Origin of the sequence: Acidovorax radicis N35 (assembly GCF_000204195.1) — a bacterium.
Lineage (GTDB): Bacteria > Pseudomonadota > Gammaproteobacteria > Burkholderiales > Burkholderiaceae_C > Acidovorax > Acidovorax radicis.
In genome coordinates this window covers 57,081-79,601 of the sequence record NZ_AFBG01000003.1, presented here as the reverse complement: position 1 = coordinate 79,601, position 22,521 = coordinate 57,081, and the positions used below count along the sequence as shown (strand labels likewise).

Below are 22,521 nucleotides of genomic sequence, written 5' to 3'. Positions count from 1 at the left end.
TTATACCCTTCAGGGGGCAATCAACGGCAAATGCATGTCTTGCATAACCTTGTTACGTAAGCAAGTGTTCCAGGCATTTCAGGGAACAACAGCCGCCCTAGACTTCGGCCGGTTTCCATCCCTCACACCCACACCAAAGGCTGCCTCCGATGCGCGTTTTTCTCCGCCCCCTCGCCCTGTCCCTGGCCAGCCTCTGTGCCGCCATGGCAGCCCATGCCCAGGAATTGGCCAAATACCCCCAGGTCTTCGTGGCCCCCCAGGGGGTTGAAGTCGTGCTGGCACCCACCGCAGACGGGAAACAGGCCCTGGTGCGCGTGAGCGGCATCAACGACCCCATCGACCAGGTTGTGTTTCTGAGCCAGCTGGAGCAGCAGGGCTCGGCGCGCGAGGTGTACGCCACCACGCTCGACGGCCGCAGCTACGGCCTGCTGCAAAAGCAGAGCCAAGCCTATCGCAATGGTGAACACTATGTGGTGTACCTGCCCGGCAAACGCGATGGCGTGCCACTGGCCTTCAGCGAAGAAAAGAGCAAGGCCTTCAAGCTGGCCGACCTGCAGGCCAGCTACAAGAGCCAGCAAAAACAGGGACTGCAGGAAAAGCTGGCCCGCTTTGACCGCAACAAGCGCCTGGCGGGCGTGCAGGCCGAACTGGCCAAGGCCGACCAGGATGCCACGGCAGCATGCGGTACCTCAGTGAAAACCAACGTTGACTGGGCCACGATTGATGACGAGAAACTCCAGACACTGAGCATCGGCAGCTTCTGCGGCGTGGTGGCATCAGAGCTGGAATCCATGTGCCGCAACACCCCCGCCTTCAAAAGCACGGCGTCCGGCGTGGGCTTGGTGCAATGCAAATTCGCACCGCAACTGAAGATCCGCGTGGAGAACCAGCAAGTGCTGTTCAGCACCGAGAAAGATGCCGCCAACCAGGGTGAATTCGTGCGCCAGTTCCTGCGCAATCTCTAAAAAGGCAAAGGACAGCAGGCAAATCCAGCCTGCTGGAGGCAGCCCCAAAAGACGGGGTTTCAGCGCCCGGCGCCGCTCGCATGCAGGCAAATCGCTGCAGCGGCCGCCACATTCAGCGACTCCTCGCCGCCAGGCTGCGCGATGCGGATGTGCATCGCGGCCCGCGCCTCCAGGGCTGGGGAAACGCCCTGCCCTTCGTGGCCCAAAACCCAAGCGCAAGGCCAGGGCAAGGCGGCACGGTGCAGCCAGTCTCCGGCGTGCGAACTGGTCACCAGCATAGGTACCTCCAGCGATTGGAGTTCGCCGTGCTCCACGCCTTCGATCAGGTCCAATGCGAAATGCGAGCCCATGCCTGCGCGCAACACCTTGGCGGACCACAACGCGGCGCTGCCCTTGATGGCGACCACTTGGCGGAATCCAAATGCCGATGCACTGCGCAGGATGGAGCCCACATTGCCAGCGTCCTGCACGCGGTCCAGCACGACGGTCGCCGCACCCGGGCGCAAGGCGGCAGGCGACGGCAGGTCAATGATGAAACCCATGCGCGCCGGTGATTCCAGGCCACTGATGTCGGCAAACAGTGCGTCGGAAATTACTATAATTTTCATAGCTTCTTGCGCCCATTCCACTTGCGCAAGAGGCCAAAAAGACTCAGAAAACACCGCAATCGATGCACGCTGTCCCCGTTCCACGGCCGCGCGACAGAGGTGATCCCCCTCCAGCCAGACCCGGCCCTGCTTGCGGTAGGCCGTGGTGTCCTGCGCAAGACGGCGCAGGTCTTTCACGAACGTGTTATCCCGTGAATGGATGGTAGTGATGGAGGAAGATGTCATGGGTGGGCGGATTCAGCCGCGCAGGTTCTGCGCCACGGGTGCAAAGGAACGCCGGTGGTGAACGCAGGCCCCATGCTCTCGCAGGGCCGCCATGTGCACGGCCGTGCCATAGCCTTTGTGGCCGGCAAATCCGTATTGGGGAAATTCTTCATGCACTTGCACGCACCAGCGGTCGCGGTGCACCTTGGCCAGGATGGATGCGGCCGAGATGGCTGGCACCAGCGCATCGCCCTTGACGATGGCCTCGGCCTGGATGCCCAGCGTAGGCAGCCGATTGCCATCGACAAGCACCATGACGGGCTTCAGGCGCAGCCCCATCACGGCCCTCCGCATGGCCAGCATGGTGGCCTGCAGGATGTTGAGCTGGTCGATCTCCTCCACGCTGGCCTCGGCAATGCTGCAGCACAGCGCCTTGGCGCGGATTTCGTCATAGAGCCTCTCGCGCCGGGCCGGCGTGAGTTTCTTGGAGTCTGCAAGACCGGCGATCGGGTTCAGGTCATCCAGGATGACAGCGGCAGCCACCACGGGCCCCGCCAGCGGGCCACGGCCCGCTTCATCCACGCCGGCCACAAGACCTTCCGGGTGCCATGGCAGGCAGGCCTGTTCAGGCAGCGGGATGGAGGATTTTCTGGATCGCATCGGCTGCCAGTTGGGGAGTGTTGCGTAACAGGCTTTCATGCAGCACGGTAAACCGCTGCTCCAGGGCCGTGATTTTCTCGGGATGGTGCTGGCGCGCATCCAGCCATTGCAGCGTTGCCGCACAAAGCGCCTGGGGTGTCGCGGCATCCTGAATCAGCTCGGGCACCACGAATTCACCACACAGGATGTTGGGCAACCCCACCCAGGGCTGCAACTGTTTGCGCCGCATGAGCCACCAGCTCAGCGGGTGCATGTGGTATCCGATGACCATGGGACGCTTGAACAGGGCAGCCTCCAGCGTGGCGGTACCGCTGGCGATCAGCGTGGTGTCGCAAGCTGCGAGCACGGCGTGGGACTGCCCGGATACGACTTGCACCGCACCACCCAATCCAGCGGCCTGCGCTGCCTGCACGATGCGGTCGCGCAGCGCTGGAACGGCTGGCACTATCAATTTAATAGCTGGGCGCGCTTGAAGAATAAGCGCTGCAGCCTCAAAAAATGGCCGAGTGATGTAGGCGATCTCCGAGGAGCGGCTGCCCGGCAAAATGGCCAGCACTTCATCTGAATCCTGCAGTCCGAGCTGAGCACGGGCGGCAGCGCGGTCCGGCACCATGGGAATCACACCGGCAAGAGGATGCCCTACATAGGTCGCAGCAATGCCATGGCGCGCCAGCAGTTCAGGCTCGAACGGAAAGATGCACAGCACATGGTCGGCGCTGCGGCGTATCTTCTCGACACGGTCCGCGCGCCAGGCCCAGATCGACGGGCACACGAAATGCACGGTCTTGATGCCCGCCGCGCGCAAGTCGGCCTCCAGTGCCAGGTTGAAATCAGGGGCATCCACGCCGATGAACACATCCGGACGATCCTTGAGGAGCCGCTGGCGCAACTGCTTGCGAATGCCAAGAAGCTCGCGCAACCGGCGCAACACTTCCATGCTGTAGCCATGCACAGCCAGCTTCTCGCTGGGCCACCAGGCAGCGAATCCGCGGCGCTGCATCTGGGGGCCACCAATGCCGCAGGACTGCAGGCCCGGCCAATGGGCCTGCATGCCGTCGATCAGCAGGCCTGCGAGCAGGTCACCCGATGTTTCGCCCGCCACCATGGCGATGCGGGGAGGCGTCTTCACGGTGATCGCCTCAACGCACGATGCCGCGCGTAGCGTCGGCCAGGAACCGCTCCATCATCGCCACATCGCCCCCGGCATCGGGGGCGGTTTGATCCAGCTCGCCAATGGCGGCACGTGCGGCCTCCAGTGTGAGGCCCTGGCGATAGATCAGCTTGTGCATCTGCTTGACAGCACCAATGCGCTCGGGCGAGAAGCCACGGCGGCGCAGCCCCACCACGTTGTAGCCCCGCACGGCCAGCGGGTTGCCATCCACCAGCATGAAAGGGGGCACGTCCTGTGTCACTGCGCTGGCAAAGCCCACCATGGCATGGGCTCCGACCTTGACGAACTGGTGGATGCCGGTGAGCCCTCCCACCGTCACCCAATCGCCCAGGTGCACATGGCCCGCCAGCGTGGTGTTGTTGGCCAGCGTGGTGTTGTTGCCCACATGGCAATCGTGGGCGATGTGGGTGTAAGCCATGATCCAGTTGTCGTCTCCCACCCTGGTGACGCCGCCAGCCTGGGGCACACCCAAATTCAGGGTGCAGAACTCGCGGATGGTGTTGCGGTTGCCGATGACCAGTTTGGTGGGTTCACCTGCGTATTTCTTGTCCTGCGGGATGGCACCGATCGAGTTGAACTGAAAGATGCGGTTGTCGGCACCAATCGTGGTGCGCCCTTCGATCACACAATGTGCGCCGACCGTCGTGCCCGCACCGATGGACACATGCGCGCCAATGACCGCATACGGCCCGACCGTGACCGTGGGGTCCAGGTTGGCGCCGTCCGCAACGATGGCTGTGGGATGGATATTGCTCACGATCCAACGGGTCTGGGCCGATCAACCCACGCTGCGCATGGTGCACATGAGTTCGGCCTCGCAAGCCACTTCCTCGCCCACGCTGGCCACGCCTTTGAATTTCCAGATGCCACCACGGACACGGTCAATCGTGATGGACAGGATCAGTTGATCCCCCGGCTCCACAGGGCGCTTGAAGCGTGCGCCATCAATGCCCACGAAGTAGTAGATATTGTTCTCATCGGGCACTTTGCCCATCGCATCAAACGCCAGCAAGCCTGCTGCCTGGGCCAGCGCTTCCAGGATCAACACGCCAGGCATCACAGGGCGGCCAGGGAAATGGCCCATGAAATAGGGCTCATTGAACGTCACGTTCTTGATGGCCTTGATGCGGGTGTTGCTCTCAAGCTCGATCACTTTGTCCACCAGCAGGAACGGGTAGCGGTGGGGCAGTTGCTTGAGAATTGCGTGAATATCCATCATCGAGTTGTTCTTCCGTTCATGCTGCTTTGAGGGCCTGCTCCAGCGCCTTGATGCGCTCTCGCAAGCTGTGCAGTTGTTTGAGTGTTGCAGCGTTTTTTTCCCAGCGCGCATTGTCGTCGATGGGAAACATGCCCGTGTATTGCCCAGGCCGGGTCAGCGAGCGTGTGACCACCGTGGCTGCCGAGATATGCACGTTGTCTGCCAGCTCCAGGTGGCCCAGCACAATGGCCCCGCCACCCACCGTGCAGTGCGCGCCAATGGTCGCACTGCCAGCCACACCCACACATCCAGCCATGGCCGAGTGTTTTCCGACGCGTACGTTGTGGCCGATCTGGATCAGGTTGTCGAGCTTGACGCCATCTTCGATGACGGTGTCCTGCAGTGCGCCCCGGTCGATGCAGGTGTTGGCACCGATCTCGACATGGTCACCAATGCGGACGGCTCCGAGCTGTTCGATCTTGACCCATTGCCCATGATCGGGCGCAAAGCCAAAGCCATCCGCCCCGATCACGACACCGGCATGCACGATGCAGTGCGCGCCGATATGGCAATCCTCGCCCAAGGTCACACGCGATTTGAGCACTGTCCCTGCGCCCACGTGCGCGCCACGTTCCACCACACACAGCGGTCCAATGGTCGCAGTGGGATGCACCTGTGCCGTGGGATCGACCACCGCGCTGGCGTGCACACCGGCTTGGCGCGCGGGCGCATTGCGCTGCCGCCACAATTGGGTAGCTCGCGCAAAGTACACGTAGGGGTTGTCCACGACGATGCTGGCACCACGCGCCACCGCCACATCACGCATGGCAGGCGCCACAATGACACAGGCCGCCCGGGAGGCGGCCAGTTGCTGTTGGTAGCGGGGGTTGCTCAGGAAACTGAGATCTCCCGGCCCGGCAACCTCCAGGGGCGCAATGCGGGAGATGACGACATCCTTTGCCGCACCTCCTTCCAGCGAGCCACCGAGCGCATCAACTATGTGCCCAAGAAGCAAGCTCACGCGCCACCTGTCCAGCGCTGTGGCTTACTTGCCTGCAGCGGCATTCAGCGCCTTGATCACCTTGTCGGTGATGTCATGCTTGGGGTTGATGTAGACCGCCTCTTGCAGGATCACGTCGTACTTCTCGGCTTCAGCCACTTGTTTGACCACCTTGTTCGCACGTTCGAGGACCTGGGACAGTTCCTCGTTCTTGCGGGCGCTCAGGTCTTCCTGGAACTCGCGGCGCTTGCGCTGGAATTCGCGGTCCTGATCCACCAGCTGGCGCTGGCGGGTGGTGCGCTGGCTTTCAGCCATCGTCGGCGCTTCACGCTCGAACTTCTCAGTAGCGGTCTTCAGGGTATTGCCCATGTCCACCAGTTCTTTCTCGCGGCGGGAGAACTCCTGCTCCAGCTTGGCCTGTGCAGCCTTGGCCGTGCTGGCCTCACGGAAGATGCGGTCTGTATTGACAAAACCGGCTCTGAACGACTCTTGCGCTTGCGCAGGGGCTGCCACGGCCAGGGAGCCAAGCAGCAGGGCCAAAGAGATATGGCGAGAAATGGATTTCATTAGAAAGACGTTCCAATCTGGAATTGCAGTTTCTGGATTCTATCGCCAGCGAACTTGCGCACCGGTTGCGCAAAGGCGAGACGCAAAGGACCGAGCGGAGAAATCCAGCTCAAGCCCAGCCCCACGGAGGAACGCATGTCACTGAAGGTAACCTTTTCGTTTTCTCCGTACACATTACCCACGTCAAAGAATGTGAATACGCGCAGTGTCCGATCGTTCCCTGCGCCTGGGAACGGAGCGATCAGCTCCGCGTTCAGTGTCACTTTCTTCGGCCCCCCCAAGGAGGCACCCGTTACGTCGCGCGGGCCCAAGGTCCCTTGATCGAAGCCACGCACCGAACCCAACCCCCCCGAATAGAAGTTCTTGAACACCGGGAATGGCCTGCCATTCATGCCTTTGCCGATCCCCACCTCGCCATTGAAGGCGACGGTAAAGCGCTTGTTCAGAGGTACGTACTGCTGGTATTGGTAGTTGGCCCGCACATAACGCGCGTCTCCGGCCACCGACCATTCGGAGTTGAGGCGCTGATAGCGGCCGGAATTGGGTGCCAGGGCACTGTCGCGATCATCCCGCGACCAGCCGATCGTCAAGGGAATGGATGTGCTGCTGTAGCCAAACTGATCCGCGTAGGCCAGGTAGGTCGCGGGAATGTTCGTGCCGGCCTTGATCTTGGTCTGCTCCAGGCCTCCACCAAAAAACACGGTATCGGTCTCACTGAACGGCACCCCGAATCGCACCGATGTCCCGGTGGTCACCAGCTCATAGTTGCCACCCTGGTCTTCATAGGGCTTGTCCGTGCGGTAGTACACATCCAGCGTCCGCGAAATGCCGTCCGGCGTGAAATACGGATTGGTGGTGCTGAACACCAGCGTACGGCGGTATTTGCTGGTATTGACATCAATGCCCAGGTAATTGCCGGAACCAAAAATATTCTCTTGCTTGATACCGAATGACAGCGAGACCTTGTCTGCACTGGAAAAACCCACGCCCATCTGCAACGAGCCCGTGGGTTTTTCGGCCACATTGATCACCAGGTCCACCTGATCGGGAGAGCCCGGAACCTCCTGGGTCTCCACATTGACCTCGGTGAAGTAGCCCAGGCGGTCCACGCGGTCGCGCGACAGGCGGATCTTCTCTCCGTCATACCACGAGGCCTCGTACTGGCGGAACTCCCGGCGGATCACTTCGTCGCGCGTGCGGTTGTTGCCGCTGACGTTGATGCGGCGCACATAGGCGCGGCGCGACGGCTCCACCTGCAGGACAAAGGCAACGCGGTTGTTTTCGCGATCAATCTCAGGCACGGCTTCTACCCGCGCGAATGCAAAACCAAACCGCGAGAAATACTCCGAAAAAGCCTTGGTTGTTTCAGTGACCTGGTCGGCGTTGTAAGGCTCGCCCGCGCGAATCGTGACCAGGGATTTGAACTCGTCTTCCCGGTCCAGGTAGTTGCCTTCCAGCTTCACGCCGGAGACTACATAACGCTCGCCTTCCGTGACATTGACGGTGATGGAAATGTCCTGCTTGTCCGGCGAGATGGCGACCTGGGTGGAATCGACACGAAACTCCAGATAACCGCGCTGCAGGTAGTAGGAGCGCAGGGTCTCCAGGTCAGCGTTGAGTTTTGCGCGTGAATAGCGATCGGACTTCGTGTACCAGCTGAGCCAGCCGCCAGTGTCCTGATCGAACAAGCCTTTGAGGGTGGACTCACTGAAGGCCTTGTTGCCAACAATGCGCACATCCTTGATGCGGGCGGGATCACCCTCGACCACGGTGAAAGTCAGATTGACACGATTGCGTTCAATCGGGGTCACCGTCGTGACGACCTCGGCACCATACAGGCTCTTGTTGATGTATTGGCGCTTGAGCTCTTGTTCGGCCCGGTCGGTCAGCGCCTTGTCGTAAGGACGGCCTTCGGTCAATCCGACATCGCGCATGGCCTTCTTGAGCGCATCCTTGTCAAACTCACGGGTCCCGGCGAAGTCCACATCAGCCACCGTGGGTCGCTCTTCCACCACGACCACCAGCACATTTCCAGCCGCCTCCAGGCGCACGTCCTTGAACAGCCCCAGACCGAAAAGTGAGCGGATGGCCGCAGCGCCTTTTTCGTCGTTGTAGTCGTCACCCACCCGCAGTGGCATCGAGGCAAACACGGTGCCGGGCTCCACACGCTGCAGGCCCTCGACGCGAATATCTTGCACCTTGAAAGGCTCCAGAGCCCATGCCGCGTTGGCGACAAAAATCATGGCTGCAACGGCCGATGCGGTACGCACGCCCAGGCGATTGATGTGTTTTTTCATGAATGAAGCTGGCGCCGCAGTTGCATGGCAAGCGCGGCAAAAGTGTTAGCCAAAGAGCCGGGTGATATCGTTGAACAGGGCAATGGACATCATGAGAAGCAAGACTGCAACACCTCCGCGCTGCAGGCGCTCCATCCATGCGTCTGACACCCCCCTGCCCGTGACACCCTCCCAAAGATAATACATCAGGTGCCCTCCGTCCAAGACGGGGAGCGGCAGCAGGTTGAGCACGCCCAGGCTCACGCTGATCAGGGCGAGGAATACGAGGTACTGCGTCAGCCCCAGGCTGGCCGAACGTCCGGCATAGTCTGCGATGGTCAAGGGGCCACTGAGGTTCTTGAGGGATGCCTCGCCGATCAGCATGCGCCCCATCATCCGAAGCGTGAGGATGGACACGTCCCAGGTCTTGACCACGCCAGCCCAAGCCCCCTCGAACAGACCGTATTCGACCATCACGAATTCGGGGGGTGCTCCAACATAGGCGCCGATGCGCCCGACTGTCGCACCCAGCTCCGCTTTGGCGTCAGGCAAGACCTCCATGGTCAGCACCTGTCCCGATCGATCAACGCGCCAGGACTGGACCAGCGGCTCATTGCCCCGCACGGAATGGCGGATCAACTCGCGCAACTGCTGCCCATCCACCACATCGCTGGCACCGATCTTGAGGACCACATCCCCCTGGCGCAATCCGGCTCGGGCAGCAGCGCCATCAGGCATGACCTCCCCGAGCACGGGGCGCGTCCACGGACCCAGGATTCCTATTTTTCGAAAAAGCTGGGCATCCGCCTCGCGGCTGTCGATCTTCGACATGTCCAGCAGGATTTCCCGGTGCACGGCACCCGACTGCGGCTGCACGTCCAAGCGAACGGCCAGACCCTCGAGGGCCCCGCGCGTGAGCAACCAGCGCAGGTCTTCGAAAGACCGCACGGGTTCCATGTCGTCCGAACCCAGCGCGGCCTGCGCCACCAATTCACCGCCGCGCAAGCCCGCACTCTGCGCGACGGAGCCAGCGACCGGACTGGCGAGAACCGCCTTCGGCTCCTCAACGCCATTCCAGTTGACGATCGAATACAGCAGTACAGCCAGCAGCAGGTTCGCCACAGGACCTGCTGCAACAATGGCCGCGCGGGACCGCAGAGGCTGTGTGTTGAAGGCCAGATGCCGCTCTTCGGGCGCCACAGGCGCCTCCCGCTCGTCCAGCATGCGCACATAACCACCCAGCGGAAACGCGCCCAGCACGAACTCCGTGGGCGAGCCTTTGGGCTGCCAGTGCAGCAGCGGTTTGCCAAAGCCCACCGAAAAACGCAGCACCTTCACTCCGCATGCCACTGCCACCCGGTAGTGGCCGTATTCGTGCACGGCAATCAGAAGGCCCAGGGCCACGATGAAGGCAACGATGGTAAGGAGCATGTACGGGTCCGTGGTGCTGTGAGAACTCAGGCAGCCAGGCGGCCTGCGGCGTGCTCGGCAGCATTGCGGGCCTGGGCATCCAGGTCCAGCAGGGCTTCGAGCGAATCGGGCTTGGAGGGCAAAACCGCATCCAAAGTTGCAAGATTCACGGCATGAATATGGTCAAAACGCAGACGACCGGACAAAAATGCCCCGACGGCCACCTCGTTCGCGGCATTCAATACGGCGGTTGTCCCTTCGGCCGCCCTCAGCGCCTGCCAGGACAGGTGCAAACCCGGAAATCGATGGGCATCGGCGTCTTCGAACGCCAGCGCAGTCATGGCCGAAAAATCCAGCTTGCTCGCGCCGCTCGCGATGCGCTCTGGCCAGGCCAGGCCGCAAGCAATTGGAACCCGCATGTCGGGCGTTCCCAGCTGCGCCAGGATGGACGCATCCTTGAACTGCACCATGGAATGGATGATCTGCTGCGGGTGGATCACCACCTTGATCTGGTCTGGAAGCAGATCGAACAGCCAGCGCGCCTCGATCACTTCGAGCGCCTTGTTCATCATCGTGGCCGAATCCACCGAGATCTTGCGGCCCATCGAAAAATTGGGATGCGCACAGGCCTGGGCCGGCGTGATCTGTGACAGCGTCGCCGGATCACGCTGGCGAAAGGGCCCCCCCGAAGCGGTCAAAAGGATGCAGTCGATCCGGTCGGCCCAGGTCGCTGGATCTTCTGGCAGGCATTGGAAAATTGCGGAGTGCTCGCTGTCGATGGGCAGCAGCGTCGCCCCACCGTCACGCACCGTCTGCATGAACAGCCCACCACCGACGACCAGGGCTTCCTTGTTTGCCAGCAGCAGCCGCTTGCCCGCGCGCGCCGCAGCCAGACAGGGCGCCAGGCCGGCCGCACCCACGATGGCCGCCATCACGGCATCCACATCAGCGTGCGACGCTATCATTTCAAGAGCATCTTGCGCTTGAAGGACTTGCGTTGGAAGGCTATTTGCCGCTAACTTTTCAGAAAGAAGCGCCGCATGGGGAGCACTCGCCATCACTGCATAACGGGGGTGGAATTGCGCGCACTGCGCAAGCATCAGATCCACCTGCGTTGCAGCACTGAGCGCAAACACCTCAAAGCGCTCAGGATGGCGGGCCACCACGTCCAGCGTGCTGGTACCAATGGAACCGGTGGAACCCAGGACAGTCAGTCGTTGTTTCATCATTGTGTGGTCAGACTCGTGAGCATCATCGCCAGGGGCAGCGTCGGCAACAAGGCATCCACCCGATCCAGCACCCCGCCGTGCCCGGGCAGCAGGCCGCTGCTGTCCTTGACACCGGCGCTGCGCTTGATGAGCGACTCGACCAGGTCACCCGACACACTCATGGCCACCATGAACAGCGCCGCGATCACCAGCAGCCACCAGCCCTGTTGTGCCATGCGGCTGTAGAAGCTGGGCACGGTCGCCTGCCAGTGGGCATCGGCCGCCACCCAGAGGAAGGCCATGACCATCACGCCCGCCAAACCGCCCCACACGCCCTCCCAGCTCTTGCCAGGGCTGATGGAGGGGGCCAGTTTGCCTTTGGTGAAGCGCAGGCCAAAAGCCCGGCCTGCAAAGTAGGCAAAGATGTCGGCGACCCACACCAGGAGCAGCACCGACAGCAAGAAGTTGATGCCAACATTGCGCGCTTGCACGACTGCCAGCCACGCAAGCCACAGGGCCAGGACCCCAGCCACCAACCGCACCGCCGCAGGAATCCGGGGCCAACCGGGCACGCCAGCCTTGAGCAACCAGGAAGTCGCCAGCACCCAGAGCCCCCCACCGACGACCCAGAGAGCGGTCAACGGACGGTTCACCCAGCCCAGGGCCCACGATCCAGCGCACAAAGCGACACAGGCGCCCCCCACAGCCAGGGAGCCTGCCTGTCCAAACCCGCTCAAGCGGCCCCATTCCCATGCACCGGCCGCCATGAGTACCAGCACAACCACGGTGAAGGGCACGGTGGATGGGTAGAAAAGCGCCGGCAACAAAATGGCCAGCAGGACAAGGGCTGTAATGACGCGCTGCTTGAGCATGGGGCCTTTCAGAACCTGTGCAGGTTCTCAGCCCGGCATCGGATGGGGATGCGCGGACAGGATTTGTTCGGAGGTTTTGCCAAAACGGCGCTCGCGACCTCTGAAGGCTGCAATCGCCTCGTCCAGTGCCGACTCGTCGAAATCCGGCCACAACCGGTCGCTGAAGAAAAACTCGGAGTATGCGGCCTGCCACAGCAAAAAGTTGCTGATCCGCATTTCCCCGCCGGTACGAATCACCAGATCCGGGTCGGGCACGTGGGCCATGCCCATCGCACCATGCAGGCTGGCCTCGGTGATGGCTTCACCACGCGCTGCCAGAGATGCCGCGGCCTGGGCAATGTCCCAGCGGCCGCCATAGTTGAAACACACGTTGAGCACGAGGCGGGTGTTTTCGGAAGTGGCCGCTTCTGCCTGCGCCAAGCCATCACGCACCTTCTGCGAAAGACCGGCACGCTCACCCACGAAGTACAGGCGCACCCCATCCTTCTTGAGCTGCGGCACTTCGCGCGCCAGCGCCATCGCCAGCAGCTCCATGAGGCCGGAGACCTCATCGGCCGGCCGGTTCCAGTTCTCGGAAGAAAAGGCAAAGACGGTCAGCACACCCACGCCGCGCTCCACACAAGCGCGTGCACAGCGTCGCAGTGAATCAACCCCTTGCTTGTGGCCTGCCAGGCGCGGCAGGAAGCGGCGCGTGGCCCAGCGGCCGTTGCCATCCATGACGATGGCAATGTGGTGTGGCACCACCGGAGATACAGACATGTGAACGTTCAAGCCCTTCGGGCTTAAACCGCCATGATTTCCTGCTCTTTGGCAGCCACCAGCGCATCGATCTCGGCGATGTGCTTGTCGGTGACCTTCTGCACGTCGGTTTCGGCGCGCTTCTGGTCGTCTTCGGACGCCAGCTTGTCCTTGACCAGCTTCTTGAGGGATTCGTTCGCGTCACGGCGCAGGTTGCGCACGGCAATCTTGGCACTCTCGCCTTCGTTGCGGGCCAGCTTGGTCATTTCCTTGCGGCGCTCTTCGCTCATCGCGGGCATCGGAACGCGGATCAGATCACCCATCGATGCGGGGTTCAAACCCAGGTCGCTTTCGCGGATCGCCTTTTCAATCTTGGCACCCATGCCCTTTTCCCAGGGCTGCACACTGATGGTGCGCGAATCGATCAAGGCCACGTTGGCAACCTGGCTCAATGGAACCAGAGAGCCGTAATACTCGACCTGCACCGTATCGAGCAGCGCGGGGTTGGCGCGGCCGGTGCGGATCTTTTGCAGATTGTTCTTGAAGGCCGAGATGGACTGGTCCATCTTGGTTTCAGCATTCTTCTTGATGTCGGCAATCGTCATGTTTTCTCCTCAGGGCCGACCTGCATCCAATGCAGGCCGCAGCCATCGTCGTCAAGCGTAAACCAGCGTACCTTCGTCTTCACCCATCACCACGCGCTTCAGGGCGCCGTGCTTGATGATGGAGAACACCCGCACAGGCAACTTCTGGTCGCGACACAGGGCAAACGCGGTCGCATCCATGATGCCCAGATTGCGGGACATGGCCTCGTCAAAGCTCAGCTTTGTGTAGCGCGTGGCGGTGGGGTCCTTCTGGGGGTCGGCAGTATAAACGCCATCCACCTTGGTTGCCTTGAGCACCAGTTCGGCGCCAATTTCGGCACCACGCAGCGCAGCTGCAGTGTCGGTGGTGAAGAACGGATTGCCCGTGCCAGCAGCAAACACGACGACCTTGCCCTCTTCGAGATACTGCAGCGCCTTGGGGCGTACGTAGGGCTCGACCACCTGCTCGATGGCAATGGCAGACATCACGCGGGCCACCAAGCCCTGCTTGTCCATCGCATCGGCCAGGGCCAGTGCGTTCATCACGGTAGCCAGCATGCCCATGTAGTCAGCGGTGGCACGGTCCATACCGACCGAGCCACCCGCGACACCACGGAAAATATTGCCCCCACCAATCACCACGGCCACCTGGACACCCAGGCGGGTCACTTCGGCGATCTCCTCCACCATGCGCACGATGGTGGCGCGGTTGATACCGAAGGCGTCGTCCCCCATCAGCGCCTCACCAGACAGCTTGAGCAGGATGCGCTTGTGGGCTGGTGCAGCGTTGGACATGGGAAATTTCTCCGGTAGGTGGTGCTGGGCTTTGGTGGTTTTTTTGCCGGAAACGGCGATCAGGCAGCGGCCTTGGCGGCTGCAACCTGGGCGGCCACTTCGGCAGCGAAGTCGTCCACCTTCTTCTCGATGCCTTCGCCCACGACGTAGAGCGTGAAGCCCTTCACCGTGGTGTTGGCGGCCTTCAGCATTTGCTCGACGGTCTGCTTGCCGTCCGCAGCCTTCACGAAGACCTGGTTGAACAGCGAGACTTCCTTGAGGAACTTCTGCACACCACCTTCGATGCGCTTGGCAACGATTTCGTCGGATTGCACAGGCTTGCCTGCGGCCACGGCCACAGCGGCATCTTCGGCAGCCTTGGCGGCTGCCACCGAACGCTCTTTGGCGATCAGGTCGGCAGGCACATCAGCACTGGTCAGTGCCACGGGCTTCATGGCTGCGATGTGCATGGCCACGTCCTTGGCAGCGACTTCGTCGCCTTCAAATTCCACGACTACACCAATGCGCGAGCCGTGCAGGTAGGAAGCCAGCTTGCTGCCGCTGCCACCGAAGTGCTGGAAGCGGCGGAACGACATGTTTTCGCCGATCTTGCCGATCAGGCCCTTGCGCACGTCTTCCAGCGTGGGACCAAAGCTGTCTTGCTCGTAGGGCAGTGCACCCAGCGCAACCACGTCGGCGGGGTTGTGCTTGGCCACGAGTTCGGCAGCAGCCTTGGCCAGGGCCATGAAGCTGTCGTTCTTGCTCACGAAGTCGGTTTCGCTGTTCACTTCGATCAGGCCACCGGTGGTGCCGTCGATGTAGCTGGCCACCACGCCTTCGGCGGTGATGCGCGAGGCGGCCTTGCCAGCCTTGGTGCCGAGCTTGACGCGCAGCAGTTCTTCAGCCTTGGCCATGTCGCCGTCAGCTTCCGTCAGCGCCTTCTTGCATTCCATCATCGGTGCATCGGTCTTGCCACGCAGTTCGGCAACCATGCTTGCGGTAATTGCAGCCATCTTTATTCCTTCAGTATTCAGTTCAATCGATTCAGATTCCGCCTAAAAAAAAGGGGGCTCACCAGGGCCCCGCTTTTTTTCGCGACGGATCGCGCAGCCGGGTATCAGGCGGCAGCTTCTTGCACTTCCACGAATTCGTCGGTGCTCTCGGCGGTAGCAGCCTTCACAACTTCGTTCACGGCGTTGGCGCGGCCTTCGATGATCGCGTCAGCGATGCCACGGGCATACAGCGTCACGGCCTTGGCCGAGTCGTCGTTACCAGGGATCACGTAGTCGATGCCTTCAGGCGAGTGGTTGGTGTCAACCACACCGATCAGCGGAATACCGAGCTTCTTGGCTTCGGCCACGGCAATCTTGTGGAAGCCCACGTCGATGACGAAGATGGCGTCGGGCAGTGCAGTCATGTCCTGGATGCCGCCGATGTCCTTTTCGAGCTTTTCGATTTCGCGGGAGAACGTCAGTTGCTCCTTCTTGCTCAGGCTGTCCAGACCAGCTTCTTGCTGGGCCTTCATGTCCTTGAGGCGCTTGATCGAGGTCTTGACCGTCTTGAAGTTGGTCAGCATGCCGCCCAACCAGCGTTGGTCCACGAAAGGCACGCCAGCGCGCAGGGCTTCGGTGGACAGGATTTCACGGGCTTGGCGCTTCGTGCCGACCATCAGGATCGTGCCGCGGTTGGCAGCCAGTTGCTTGGCGAACTTTTGGGCTTCCTGGAACAGTGGCAGCGACTTTTCCAGGTTGATGATGTGAATCTTGTTGCGATGGCCGAAGATGTAAGGGGCCATCTTGGGGTTCCAGAAGCGGGTTTGGTGACCGAAGTGGACACCGGCTTCCAGCATTTCGCGCATGGTAACGGACATAAAAATACTCCAAAGGTTAGGTCTAAAATCAGCCCCAATATTTGCAGCGCCGTGATCTTCACGAACGCCACAACACCTTGACAGGGCTGGTTTGCGATTGGTCTTGCCGCAGCTGCCACACTCACGATGCATGCACGGTGCACACACTGCTTGCGCCACAGCACCCAGCAAAACCCAAGGATTCTAGCACACCCATGCACCCTGACCTGACCGCCGTCCGCGACCAACTGCGGGACGGCACCACCACCGCAGTGGCCGAGCTGGAACGCTGCATCGAAGCAGCCCAGGCTCCCGCCAATACCCACAGCTTCGTGCGCACGCTGTTTGACGCGGCGCGCACCACAGCGGTGCAACCCGGTCTGGCCCACCTGCCACTGGCTGGGCTAGCGGTATCGGTCAAAGACCTGTTTGACATTGCCGGACAACCCACCCCAGCGGGCTCCACCGCCCTGTCAGGGGCTCCCGCAGCAGTTGCCGACTGCCCCGCTGTGGCCCGGCTGCGCGCGGCAGGCGCCAGCCTCATCGGCCGCACGAACATGGTGGAGTTCGCCTTCTCCGGGGTGGGCGTCAACCCTCACTTCGGCACACCTGCCGCCTGGGACGCCCGCTTTGGCGCCCTGCCCGGCGCACCCCGCGTGCCTGGAGGGTCTTCCTCCGGCGCCGGGGTTTCAGTGGCTACCGGGGCCGCTTTCATAGGACTGGGGTCTGACACGGGGGGGTCCATCCGCATCCCAGCGGCGCTCAACGGCATCGTGGGCTTCAAGAACACCGCCCGCCTGGTGCCCACGGCCAGCGCCGTGCCGCTGTCTACCACCCTCGACACCGCTTGTGCCATGACACGCACGGTGCGCGACGCCATCGTGGTGCACGAGGTGCTGGCCGCCCGGCGCGTCACGCGCAGTCCGGCACCGCTGTCGCAGTACCGGTTCGCGGTTCCCTCCACGCTGTTTCTGGAGGCGCTGGACGCCACCGTGGCCCGCGCGTTCGAACGCAGCGTGGATGCCTTGCGCCAGGCCGGCGCCCAGATCGACACCATTGCCCTGCCCGCTGTGCTGGAGCAGCCGGCCTACGGCTTTGCAGCCCCCGAAGCCTACGCCTGGCACCGCGAGCTGCTGCAGCGCGCAAGCGACCGCTACGACCCCCGGGTGCGCATGCGCATTGAAAAAGGCGCCACCCTGATGGCCTGGGAATACATCGATCTGCTCCAGGCGCGCCAGCAATGGATCGCACGCATGCTCGCCAACATGGAGGGCTATGACGCCCTGCTGTCCCCCACCGTGCCCATCGTGGCCCCGCTCATTGCCAACGTGGCACCGGCCGATGGGGTGGACACAGCGCAAGACACCGCACGCGACGCCGAATTCTTCCGCGTCAACAACCTGCTGCTGCGCAACACCAGCGTGGTCAACCTGCTGGACGGCTGCGCGCTGTCCCTGCCCTGCCACGTGCAAGGGGAACTCCCGGTCGGCCTGATGGTCTGGCACGGGGCCCTGCGGGATGACACGGTGCTCAATGCAGGCCTGCAGATCGAGCAATTACTACAAAAACAATAGCTACCAGCGCTTGTTCATCAAGCGCTAGACGCCAAAAACCATCAAATTCATGAAGATTGCCATCGTGGGCGCCGGCATCATCGGCGTCACCACCGCATACGAGCTGGCCAGCGACGGCCACGAAGTCTCCGTTTTTGAACAACGCAGCGCAGCCGCCGAAGAAGCGAGCTTCGCCACCGCAGGCCTCCTGGCCCCCCACCTGCTCAGCCCCTGGTCTGTGCCCGGGTTTGGCCATGCCTTGAGACTGCTAGGCCCCCACGCCACCGTGCGGCTGGCTGGAGGGCTGAACCGCGCCAACTGGACGTGGCTGCGGCGCTGGCGCAATGCCACACGCGCCCACAGCGCCCCGGCGGCCACGCTGGAACGCCTGGCCCAATACAGCCAGGCCCGCCTCCAGGCCATTGCCAGCCAGCACGAACTTGACTTTGAAGCCTGCGCAGGACGGCTCGTGCTGCTGCGCACCGAGCAAGAGCGCACACAGATCCAGCCTGCGCTGCAGGTGCTGCGCGACTGCGGCGTGGCCCTGCGCGAAATCGACGCCCAGGCGGCGCGCCAGATCGAACCCGGCCTTTCGCCCGAGGCACCGCTGGCAGGCGCCATTCACCTGCCCGACGCCAGCGCAGGCAACTGCCGCCTGTTTGCACAATTGCTGCGCCAGGGCACCCAGGGGTCGGGCGTGCACTTTGTGTTCAACACCCGCGTGGATCGCATCAGCAGCAGCCCCACCGGCGTGGCAGTGCAGGGCGAAGCGGACGTACACCGCTTTGATGCCGTGGTGCTGTGCGCCGGCATGGCATCGGCTGCACTGATGCCCCCCCTGGGCCTGCGCTTGCCCATGGCGGCGGTCTATGGCTACTCGGTCAGCGCCCCGCTGCGCGAATCCACGCATGCCCCTCTTGCCAGCGTGGTGGACGCGTCCCAGCAGATCTCCATCACCCGCCTGGGGCAGCGTGTGCGCATTGCCGGGGGCGCCGAACTGGCGGGCGCCGATGCCGAGCACCACACAGCCACCTTGCAGCGCCTGTACCGCACGCTCAACGACTGGTTTCCAGGCGGCGCGCAGCTTTCGTCGGGCGTGCAGATCTGGCGCGGCGCACGCCCCCTGCTGCCCGATGGAGCCCCCGTGGTGGGCGCCAGCGGCGTGCCGGGCCTGTGGCTCAACACCGGCCACGGCGCGGGCGGCTGGGCCCTGGCCTGCGGCAGCGCCCGGGCCGTGGCGGACCTGATCGCCCAGCGCGAGCCCGAGGTATCGCTGGACGGATTGGGCATGCGGCGGTTCTGAGCCAGTCTGCGCTTTCACCGCACCGGGCTGCGGCGCACAATGGCGGGCGCCCTGCCCTATGCAGCGCATCTCCCCATGCACCGCATCACTGCCCACGAGCCCCACGCCCTGTTCAACACCGCCGCCACGCGCCGCATGGAGCGGGCCGCAACGGCCACCCTGCCACCGCACACCCTGATGCAACGCGCGGGCCTGGCCGTGGCGCAGCTGGCCCAGGCGTTGGCGCCCCACGCACGCACGGTGTGGATTGCCTGTGGCCCTGGCAACAACGGCGGTGATGGACTGGAGGCTGCGATGCACCTGCAGCGCAGCGGCCGCCAGGTGGTGGTGACCTGGCTGGGCCAGCCCGACACGGCCCCGGTGGATGCCAAGGCTTCGTGGCAGCGCGCACGGGATGCAGGCGTGTTGTGGGCCCTCACCGCCCCTGCCAACCTGACAGCGTCCGACCTGTGTATCGATGCCTTGCTGGGTATCGGCATTTCTTCTGCACCCAGCACAACCGCCCGGACACCCCATGCACAGCTGCAAGCCTGCCTGCACGCGCTGCAGCACAGCGCAGCCCCCGTGCTCGCCGTGGACCTCCCGAGCGGGCTGGATGCCGACACCGGCCAATTCGCACCGGGCTTTGCCCCCGCCACCGCAGCCCCCCACAACCACCACCCGCGCCCGGCGCACCACACGCTGAGCCTGCTCAGCCTCAAGCCCGGCCTGTTCACCGCCGCCGGGCGCGATGCCGCGGGCCAGGTGTGGCTGGACGACCTGGGCGTGGCGCCAGGGCATGAGCCGCCCAACGCCTGGCTCTCCGGCCCGGCGCTGGCCGCCCCCCGCCCCCACGCCAGCCACAAGGGCAGCTACGGTGACGTGGCCGTGGTGGGCGGTGAGGGGCTGGCCGAGCGCGGCCTGGGCATGGCCGGTGCGGCCCTGCTGGCCGCATCGGCCGCCCTGCACGGCGGCGCGGGACGGGTGCTGGTGGCCTTGCTCGACAACGGGCATCTGCAACTGGACCCGCAGCAGCCCGAGCTGATGCTGCGCCACTTCGACGCCCTGGCGCTGGAGCAACTCACGGTGGTCTGCGGCTGTGGCGGCGGCCAGGCCATCGCACGCGTGCTGCCCGAGGTCATCACCCGCGCGGCCCGCCTGGTGCTGGATGCCGATGCGCTCAACACCATTGCCACCCAGGCCGCGCTGCACGCGCTGGTGGTGGCGCGCGGCCAGCACGGGCAACCCACGGTGCTGACGCCCCACCCGCTGGAGGCCGCCCGCCTGCTGGGCCTGACCACCGCCGAAGTCCAGGCCAACCGGCTGGGCGCTGCACAGCAACTGGCGGACCAGTTCAATTGCGTGGCCGTGCTCAAGGGCTCGGGCACCGTGATTGCCGCGCCCGACCGCGTTCCTGCCATCAACCCCACGGGCAACGCACGGCTGGCCACGGCCGGCACGGGCGATGTGCTGGCAGGCATCGTGGGCGCCCACCTGGCAGCAGGCGCCAGCGCCTTGCGCGCAGCCAGCGAGGCGGTGTACCAACATGGCCAGGCGGCCGATGCATGGCCAACGGGCCAGGCGCTCACCGCCAGTGCGCTGGCGCGGGGCGTGGGCGGATGACCGGCGCAGGCGCAGGTGTCAATGCGCGTCACCGGCTCTGCAGCAGACGGCGCAGCACCGCCCCCAGCACTACGCTGAACCTTACGCCAGCAAAGTCACTTCCTTGAGCGGCTTGAGCACGCTCGATGGCGTCATGCCAAAGGTCTGCCGGAACATGCGGCTGAAATGGGCCGAGTCAGAGAACTCGCCATGCAGCGCCGCATCGGTCAGGCGCGGGCTCACGGCCAGCCCCGCCATGGCCAGCCGCACCTGCGACCACACACGATAACTGCGCAGGCTCACCCCCATCTCCGCGCGAAACAGGTGGTTGAAACGCGAGGCCGACAATTGCACGCCGGCCGCCAGCCCGGCGCGCGCCAGCCGCCCCTCCTGGGGATGGCGCAGGGCGTGCAAGCTGCGCGCCACACGTGCGTCCAGCAAGGGGCCTTCGTCGTCGCATGGGCAGTGCAACAGGGCCGACAGATCAAAGTTGCGCAGATAACCCTCCATGGCGCTGCGCGTCGCGACAGGAATCGCCACATCCAGAACCACCCCACCCCGTTGCCGGAATGGACCAAGCAAGCTGCGCGCCTCGCGCGAATCGGGCTCCAGGTACACCAGGGCCACCGTTTCGCCGCGGGGGTCAAACAGATGCTCCACACCCGCAGCCACCAGCGCGCTGTGGCACGTCTCCATCTGCCCCAGTCCCCAGTGCAGGGCAAACCGGCCTGACAGGCCCATCAGCAACACCGGCGCCGCATGGCAGTGCCAGCCCGTGGCCGGGATCTCCCCCACATAAAGCGCCTTGTCAGTGCCCAGGGTCAGTGTGTTGCGTGCTGGCATAGCCCAAACCTACAAGTTTTGTCATCGCGTTCTCGATAGCCTTGCCCGGCACGTACCGCCGCAGCGGCAATGAACACCCATTTTTTGGAGACTGGCTCTTGAAACGCATCGCTTTTTTTTCTGCCGCAGCCACCTTGGCCTTGGGCGCCATCGCGCTCTACTATGGCGCGCCCTCGCTGTTCAAGGAGCCCTTGCTCAGCCTCAACCGCAGCCTGTCGGGCATGGAAGAAAAAACCATCTCTGCGGCGATGCACACCGTCCACTACCTCGACAGCGGCACAGCCCAACGCCCTACACCGGGCGACAGCAACGGCACGCCCATCGTTTTGCTGCACGGCATTTTTGCGGAGAAGGACCATTGGGTGGATTTTGCGCGCCCCCTCACCAGCCAGTACCGGGTGATTGCCCCAGATATCCCGGGCTTTGGCGAGAGCACGCGGCGCGACGACCAGGCCTACGACTACGCCGCCCACGTCACGCGCCTGGCCGCGTTTCTGGACGCCCTCGGCCTCCCGCACGTGCATCTGGCAGGCAACTCGATGGGCGGCACCATCGCTGCCCTCTTTGCCCTGCAGCACCCCGAACGCGTGGCCAGCGTGGCTTTCATCGGCGCACCCCACGGCATCCGGTCACCCCAACCGAGCGCCATGGACCGACTCATCGACGCCGGGCAACGCCCGCTGGTGGCCCACGATGCCGCCGCCTTCGACGCCATGATGGCCCTGGTGTTTGAAAAGCGCCCCTTCCTGCCCCACCCCATCCTGTACGCGTCCGAACAGGATGCGCTGCGCAACGCCACCTCCAACACGCGCCTGTGGGACGCGCAGCTGAAAGACCGCTACCTGCTGGAGCAGCACCTGGGCAAGCTGCAGCACCATCCCACCTTGGTCCTGTGGGGCGAGAGCGACCGCGTGTTCGACCGCTCTGGGCTGTTGCCGCTGCAAAAGCTGTTGCCCCAAGCCCATGCCGAAGCACTGCCCGGCATCGGTCACCTGCCCATGATGGAGGCGCCTGCTGAGACGGCACAGCGGTACGCCCGCTTTTTAAGCCCCCTTGCCCAACCCGCGCAGCCGGACCACAAGGGCTCCAGGGCAAGTATTCAATAAAAATAGCTGCTAGCGCTTGTGTATCAAGCGCTAGCAGCTATCAATTAGTGA

General features: G+C 63.5%; 22 protein-coding genes. 5 read left to right on the top strand and 17 right to left on the bottom strand.

The features are described 5' to 3' along the window. Window positions 1-149 precede the first annotated feature (149 nt). Window positions 150-965 (top strand): hypothetical protein, encoded by an 816-nt coding sequence (locus ARADN35_RS0100380; protein WP_010457865.1) that lies wholly within the window; start codon window positions 150-152, stop codon window positions 963-965. Between the two features lie 59 nt (window positions 966-1,024). On the opposite strand, the gene ARADN35_RS0100375 is transcribed toward ARADN35_RS0100380, so the two are convergent. From ARADN35_RS0100375 to rpsB, 16 genes are all read right to left on the bottom strand, one after another. After that, on the bottom strand, window positions 1,025-1,798 hold the full coding sequence (locus ARADN35_RS0100375) for a TrmH family RNA methyltransferase (protein WP_029412738.1): 774 nt from the start codon (window positions 1,796-1,798) through the stop codon (window positions 1,025-1,027). Window positions 1,799-1,810: 12 nt separating this feature from the next. Then, window positions 1,811-2,437: a ribonuclease HII gene (rnhB, locus tag ARADN35_RS0100370; protein WP_029412735.1), complete on the bottom strand. Its 627-nt coding sequence runs from the start codon at window positions 2,435-2,437 to the stop codon at window positions 1,811-1,813. Beyond that, entirely contained in the window at window positions 2,403-3,566 is a 1,164-nt protein-coding gene (gene lpxB, locus ARADN35_RS0100365; RefSeq protein WP_029412733.1) for a lipid-A-disaccharide synthase, read from the bottom strand. Before lpxB ends, rnhB begins: the two co-directional genes overlap by 35 nt. A 10-nt stretch (window positions 3,567-3,576) precedes the next feature. Beyond that, on the bottom strand, window positions 3,577-4,365 hold the full coding sequence (gene lpxA, locus ARADN35_RS0100360; protein ID WP_010457856.1) for an acyl-ACP--UDP-N-acetylglucosamine O-acyltransferase: 789 nt from the start codon (window positions 4,363-4,365) through the stop codon (window positions 3,577-3,579). Window positions 4,366-4,386: 21 nt separating this feature from the next. Beyond that, window positions 4,387-4,827 (bottom strand): 3-hydroxyacyl-ACP dehydratase FabZ, encoded by a 441-nt coding sequence (gene fabZ, locus ARADN35_RS0100355; RefSeq protein WP_010457855.1) that lies wholly within the window; start codon window positions 4,825-4,827, stop codon window positions 4,387-4,389. A 16-nt stretch (window positions 4,828-4,843) separates the two neighbouring features. Beyond that, on the bottom strand, window positions 4,844-5,827 hold the full coding sequence (lpxD, locus tag ARADN35_RS0100350; protein ID WP_010457853.1) for a UDP-3-O-(3-hydroxymyristoyl)glucosamine N-acyltransferase: 984 nt from the start codon (window positions 5,825-5,827) through the stop codon (window positions 4,844-4,846). Between the two features lie 24 nt (window positions 5,828-5,851). Then, complete coding sequence (locus ARADN35_RS0100345; RefSeq protein WP_010457852.1) at window positions 5,852-6,373, bottom strand: OmpH/Skp family outer membrane protein; 522 nt, start codon at window positions 6,371-6,373, stop codon at window positions 5,852-5,854. Further along, window positions 6,373-8,670 (bottom strand): outer membrane protein assembly factor BamA, encoded by a 2,298-nt coding sequence (gene bamA / locus ARADN35_RS0100340; protein ID WP_010457849.1) that lies wholly within the window; start codon window positions 8,668-8,670, stop codon window positions 6,373-6,375. Before bamA ends, ARADN35_RS0100345 begins: the two co-directional genes overlap by 1 nt. Window positions 8,671-8,715: 45 nt before the next feature. Then, entirely contained in the window at window positions 8,716-10,080 is a 1,365-nt protein-coding gene (rseP, locus tag ARADN35_RS0100335; protein ID WP_010457848.1) for an RIP metalloprotease RseP, read from the bottom strand. 26 nt (window positions 10,081-10,106) lie between these two features. Beyond that, complete coding sequence (gene ispC / locus ARADN35_RS0100330) at window positions 10,107-11,285, bottom strand: 1-deoxy-D-xylulose-5-phosphate reductoisomerase (protein ID WP_029412730.1); 1,179 nt, start codon at window positions 11,283-11,285, stop codon at window positions 10,107-10,109. Further along, window positions 11,285-12,139, bottom strand: coding sequence for a phosphatidate cytidylyltransferase (locus tag ARADN35_RS0100325; RefSeq protein WP_010457844.1), 855 nt, complete (start codon window positions 12,137-12,139; stop codon window positions 11,285-11,287). Before ARADN35_RS0100325 ends, ispC begins: the two co-directional genes overlap by 1 nt. A gap of 27 nt (window positions 12,140-12,166) precedes the next feature. After that, window positions 12,167-12,898: a polyprenyl diphosphate synthase gene (gene uppS, locus ARADN35_RS0100320; RefSeq protein ID WP_010457843.1), complete on the bottom strand. Its 732-nt coding sequence runs from the start codon at window positions 12,896-12,898 to the stop codon at window positions 12,167-12,169. 23 nt (window positions 12,899-12,921) lie between these two features. Next, entirely contained in the window at window positions 12,922-13,482 is a 561-nt protein-coding gene (frr, locus tag ARADN35_RS0100315; protein ID WP_010457841.1) for a ribosome recycling factor, read from the bottom strand. A 51-nt stretch (window positions 13,483-13,533) separates the two neighbouring features. After that, on the bottom strand, window positions 13,534-14,256 hold the full coding sequence (gene pyrH, locus ARADN35_RS0100310; protein ID WP_010457839.1) for a UMP kinase: 723 nt from the start codon (window positions 14,254-14,256) through the stop codon (window positions 13,534-13,536). A gap of 59 nt (window positions 14,257-14,315) precedes the next feature. Further along, complete coding sequence (gene tsf, locus ARADN35_RS0100305; protein ID WP_010457837.1) at window positions 14,316-15,248, bottom strand: translation elongation factor Ts; 933 nt, start codon at window positions 15,246-15,248, stop codon at window positions 14,316-14,318. A 104-nt stretch (window positions 15,249-15,352) separates the two neighbouring features. Then, entirely contained in the window at window positions 15,353-16,105 is a 753-nt protein-coding gene (gene rpsB / locus ARADN35_RS0100300) for a 30S ribosomal protein S2 (RefSeq protein ID WP_010457835.1), read from the bottom strand. Window positions 16,106-16,299: 194 nt separating this feature from the next. Here rpsB and ARADN35_RS0100295 point away from each other — a divergent pair, with 194 nt between their 5' ends. The 3 genes from ARADN35_RS0100295 (at window position 16,300) to ARADN35_RS0100285 (ending at window position 20,542) form a co-directional block, all read left to right on the top strand. Beyond that, complete coding sequence (locus ARADN35_RS0100295; protein ID WP_010457833.1) at window positions 16,300-17,658, top strand: amidase; 1,359 nt, start codon at window positions 16,300-16,302, stop codon at window positions 17,656-17,658. Between the two features lie 49 nt (window positions 17,659-17,707). Next, window positions 17,708-18,940 carry an FAD-dependent oxidoreductase gene (locus ARADN35_RS0100290; RefSeq protein WP_010457831.1) on the top strand — a complete coding sequence of 411 codons (1,233 nt, stop codon included), beginning with the start codon at window positions 17,708-17,710 and terminating at the stop codon, window positions 18,938-18,940. Between the two features lie 75 nt (window positions 18,941-19,015). Next, window positions 19,016-20,542, top strand: a complete 1,527-nt coding sequence (locus tag ARADN35_RS0100285) for a bifunctional ADP-dependent NAD(P)H-hydrate dehydratase/NAD(P)H-hydrate epimerase (protein WP_029412725.1) — start codon at window positions 19,016-19,018, stop codon at window positions 20,540-20,542. An 81-nt stretch (window positions 20,543-20,623) separates the two neighbouring features. Here the strand turns inward: ARADN35_RS0100285 and ARADN35_RS0100280 are convergent, their stop codons facing one another. After that, window positions 20,624-21,364 (bottom strand): helix-turn-helix domain-containing protein, encoded by a 741-nt coding sequence (locus tag ARADN35_RS0100280; RefSeq protein WP_010457827.1) that lies wholly within the window; start codon window positions 21,362-21,364, stop codon window positions 20,624-20,626. Between the two features lie 98 nt (window positions 21,365-21,462). On the opposite strand from ARADN35_RS0100280, the gene ARADN35_RS0100275 reads away from it, so the two are divergent. After that, on the top strand, window positions 21,463-22,470 hold the full coding sequence (locus tag ARADN35_RS0100275; protein ID WP_010457825.1) for an alpha/beta fold hydrolase: 1,008 nt from the start codon (window positions 21,463-21,465) through the stop codon (window positions 22,468-22,470). The last annotated feature ends 51 nt before the right edge of the window (window positions 22,471-22,521 follow it).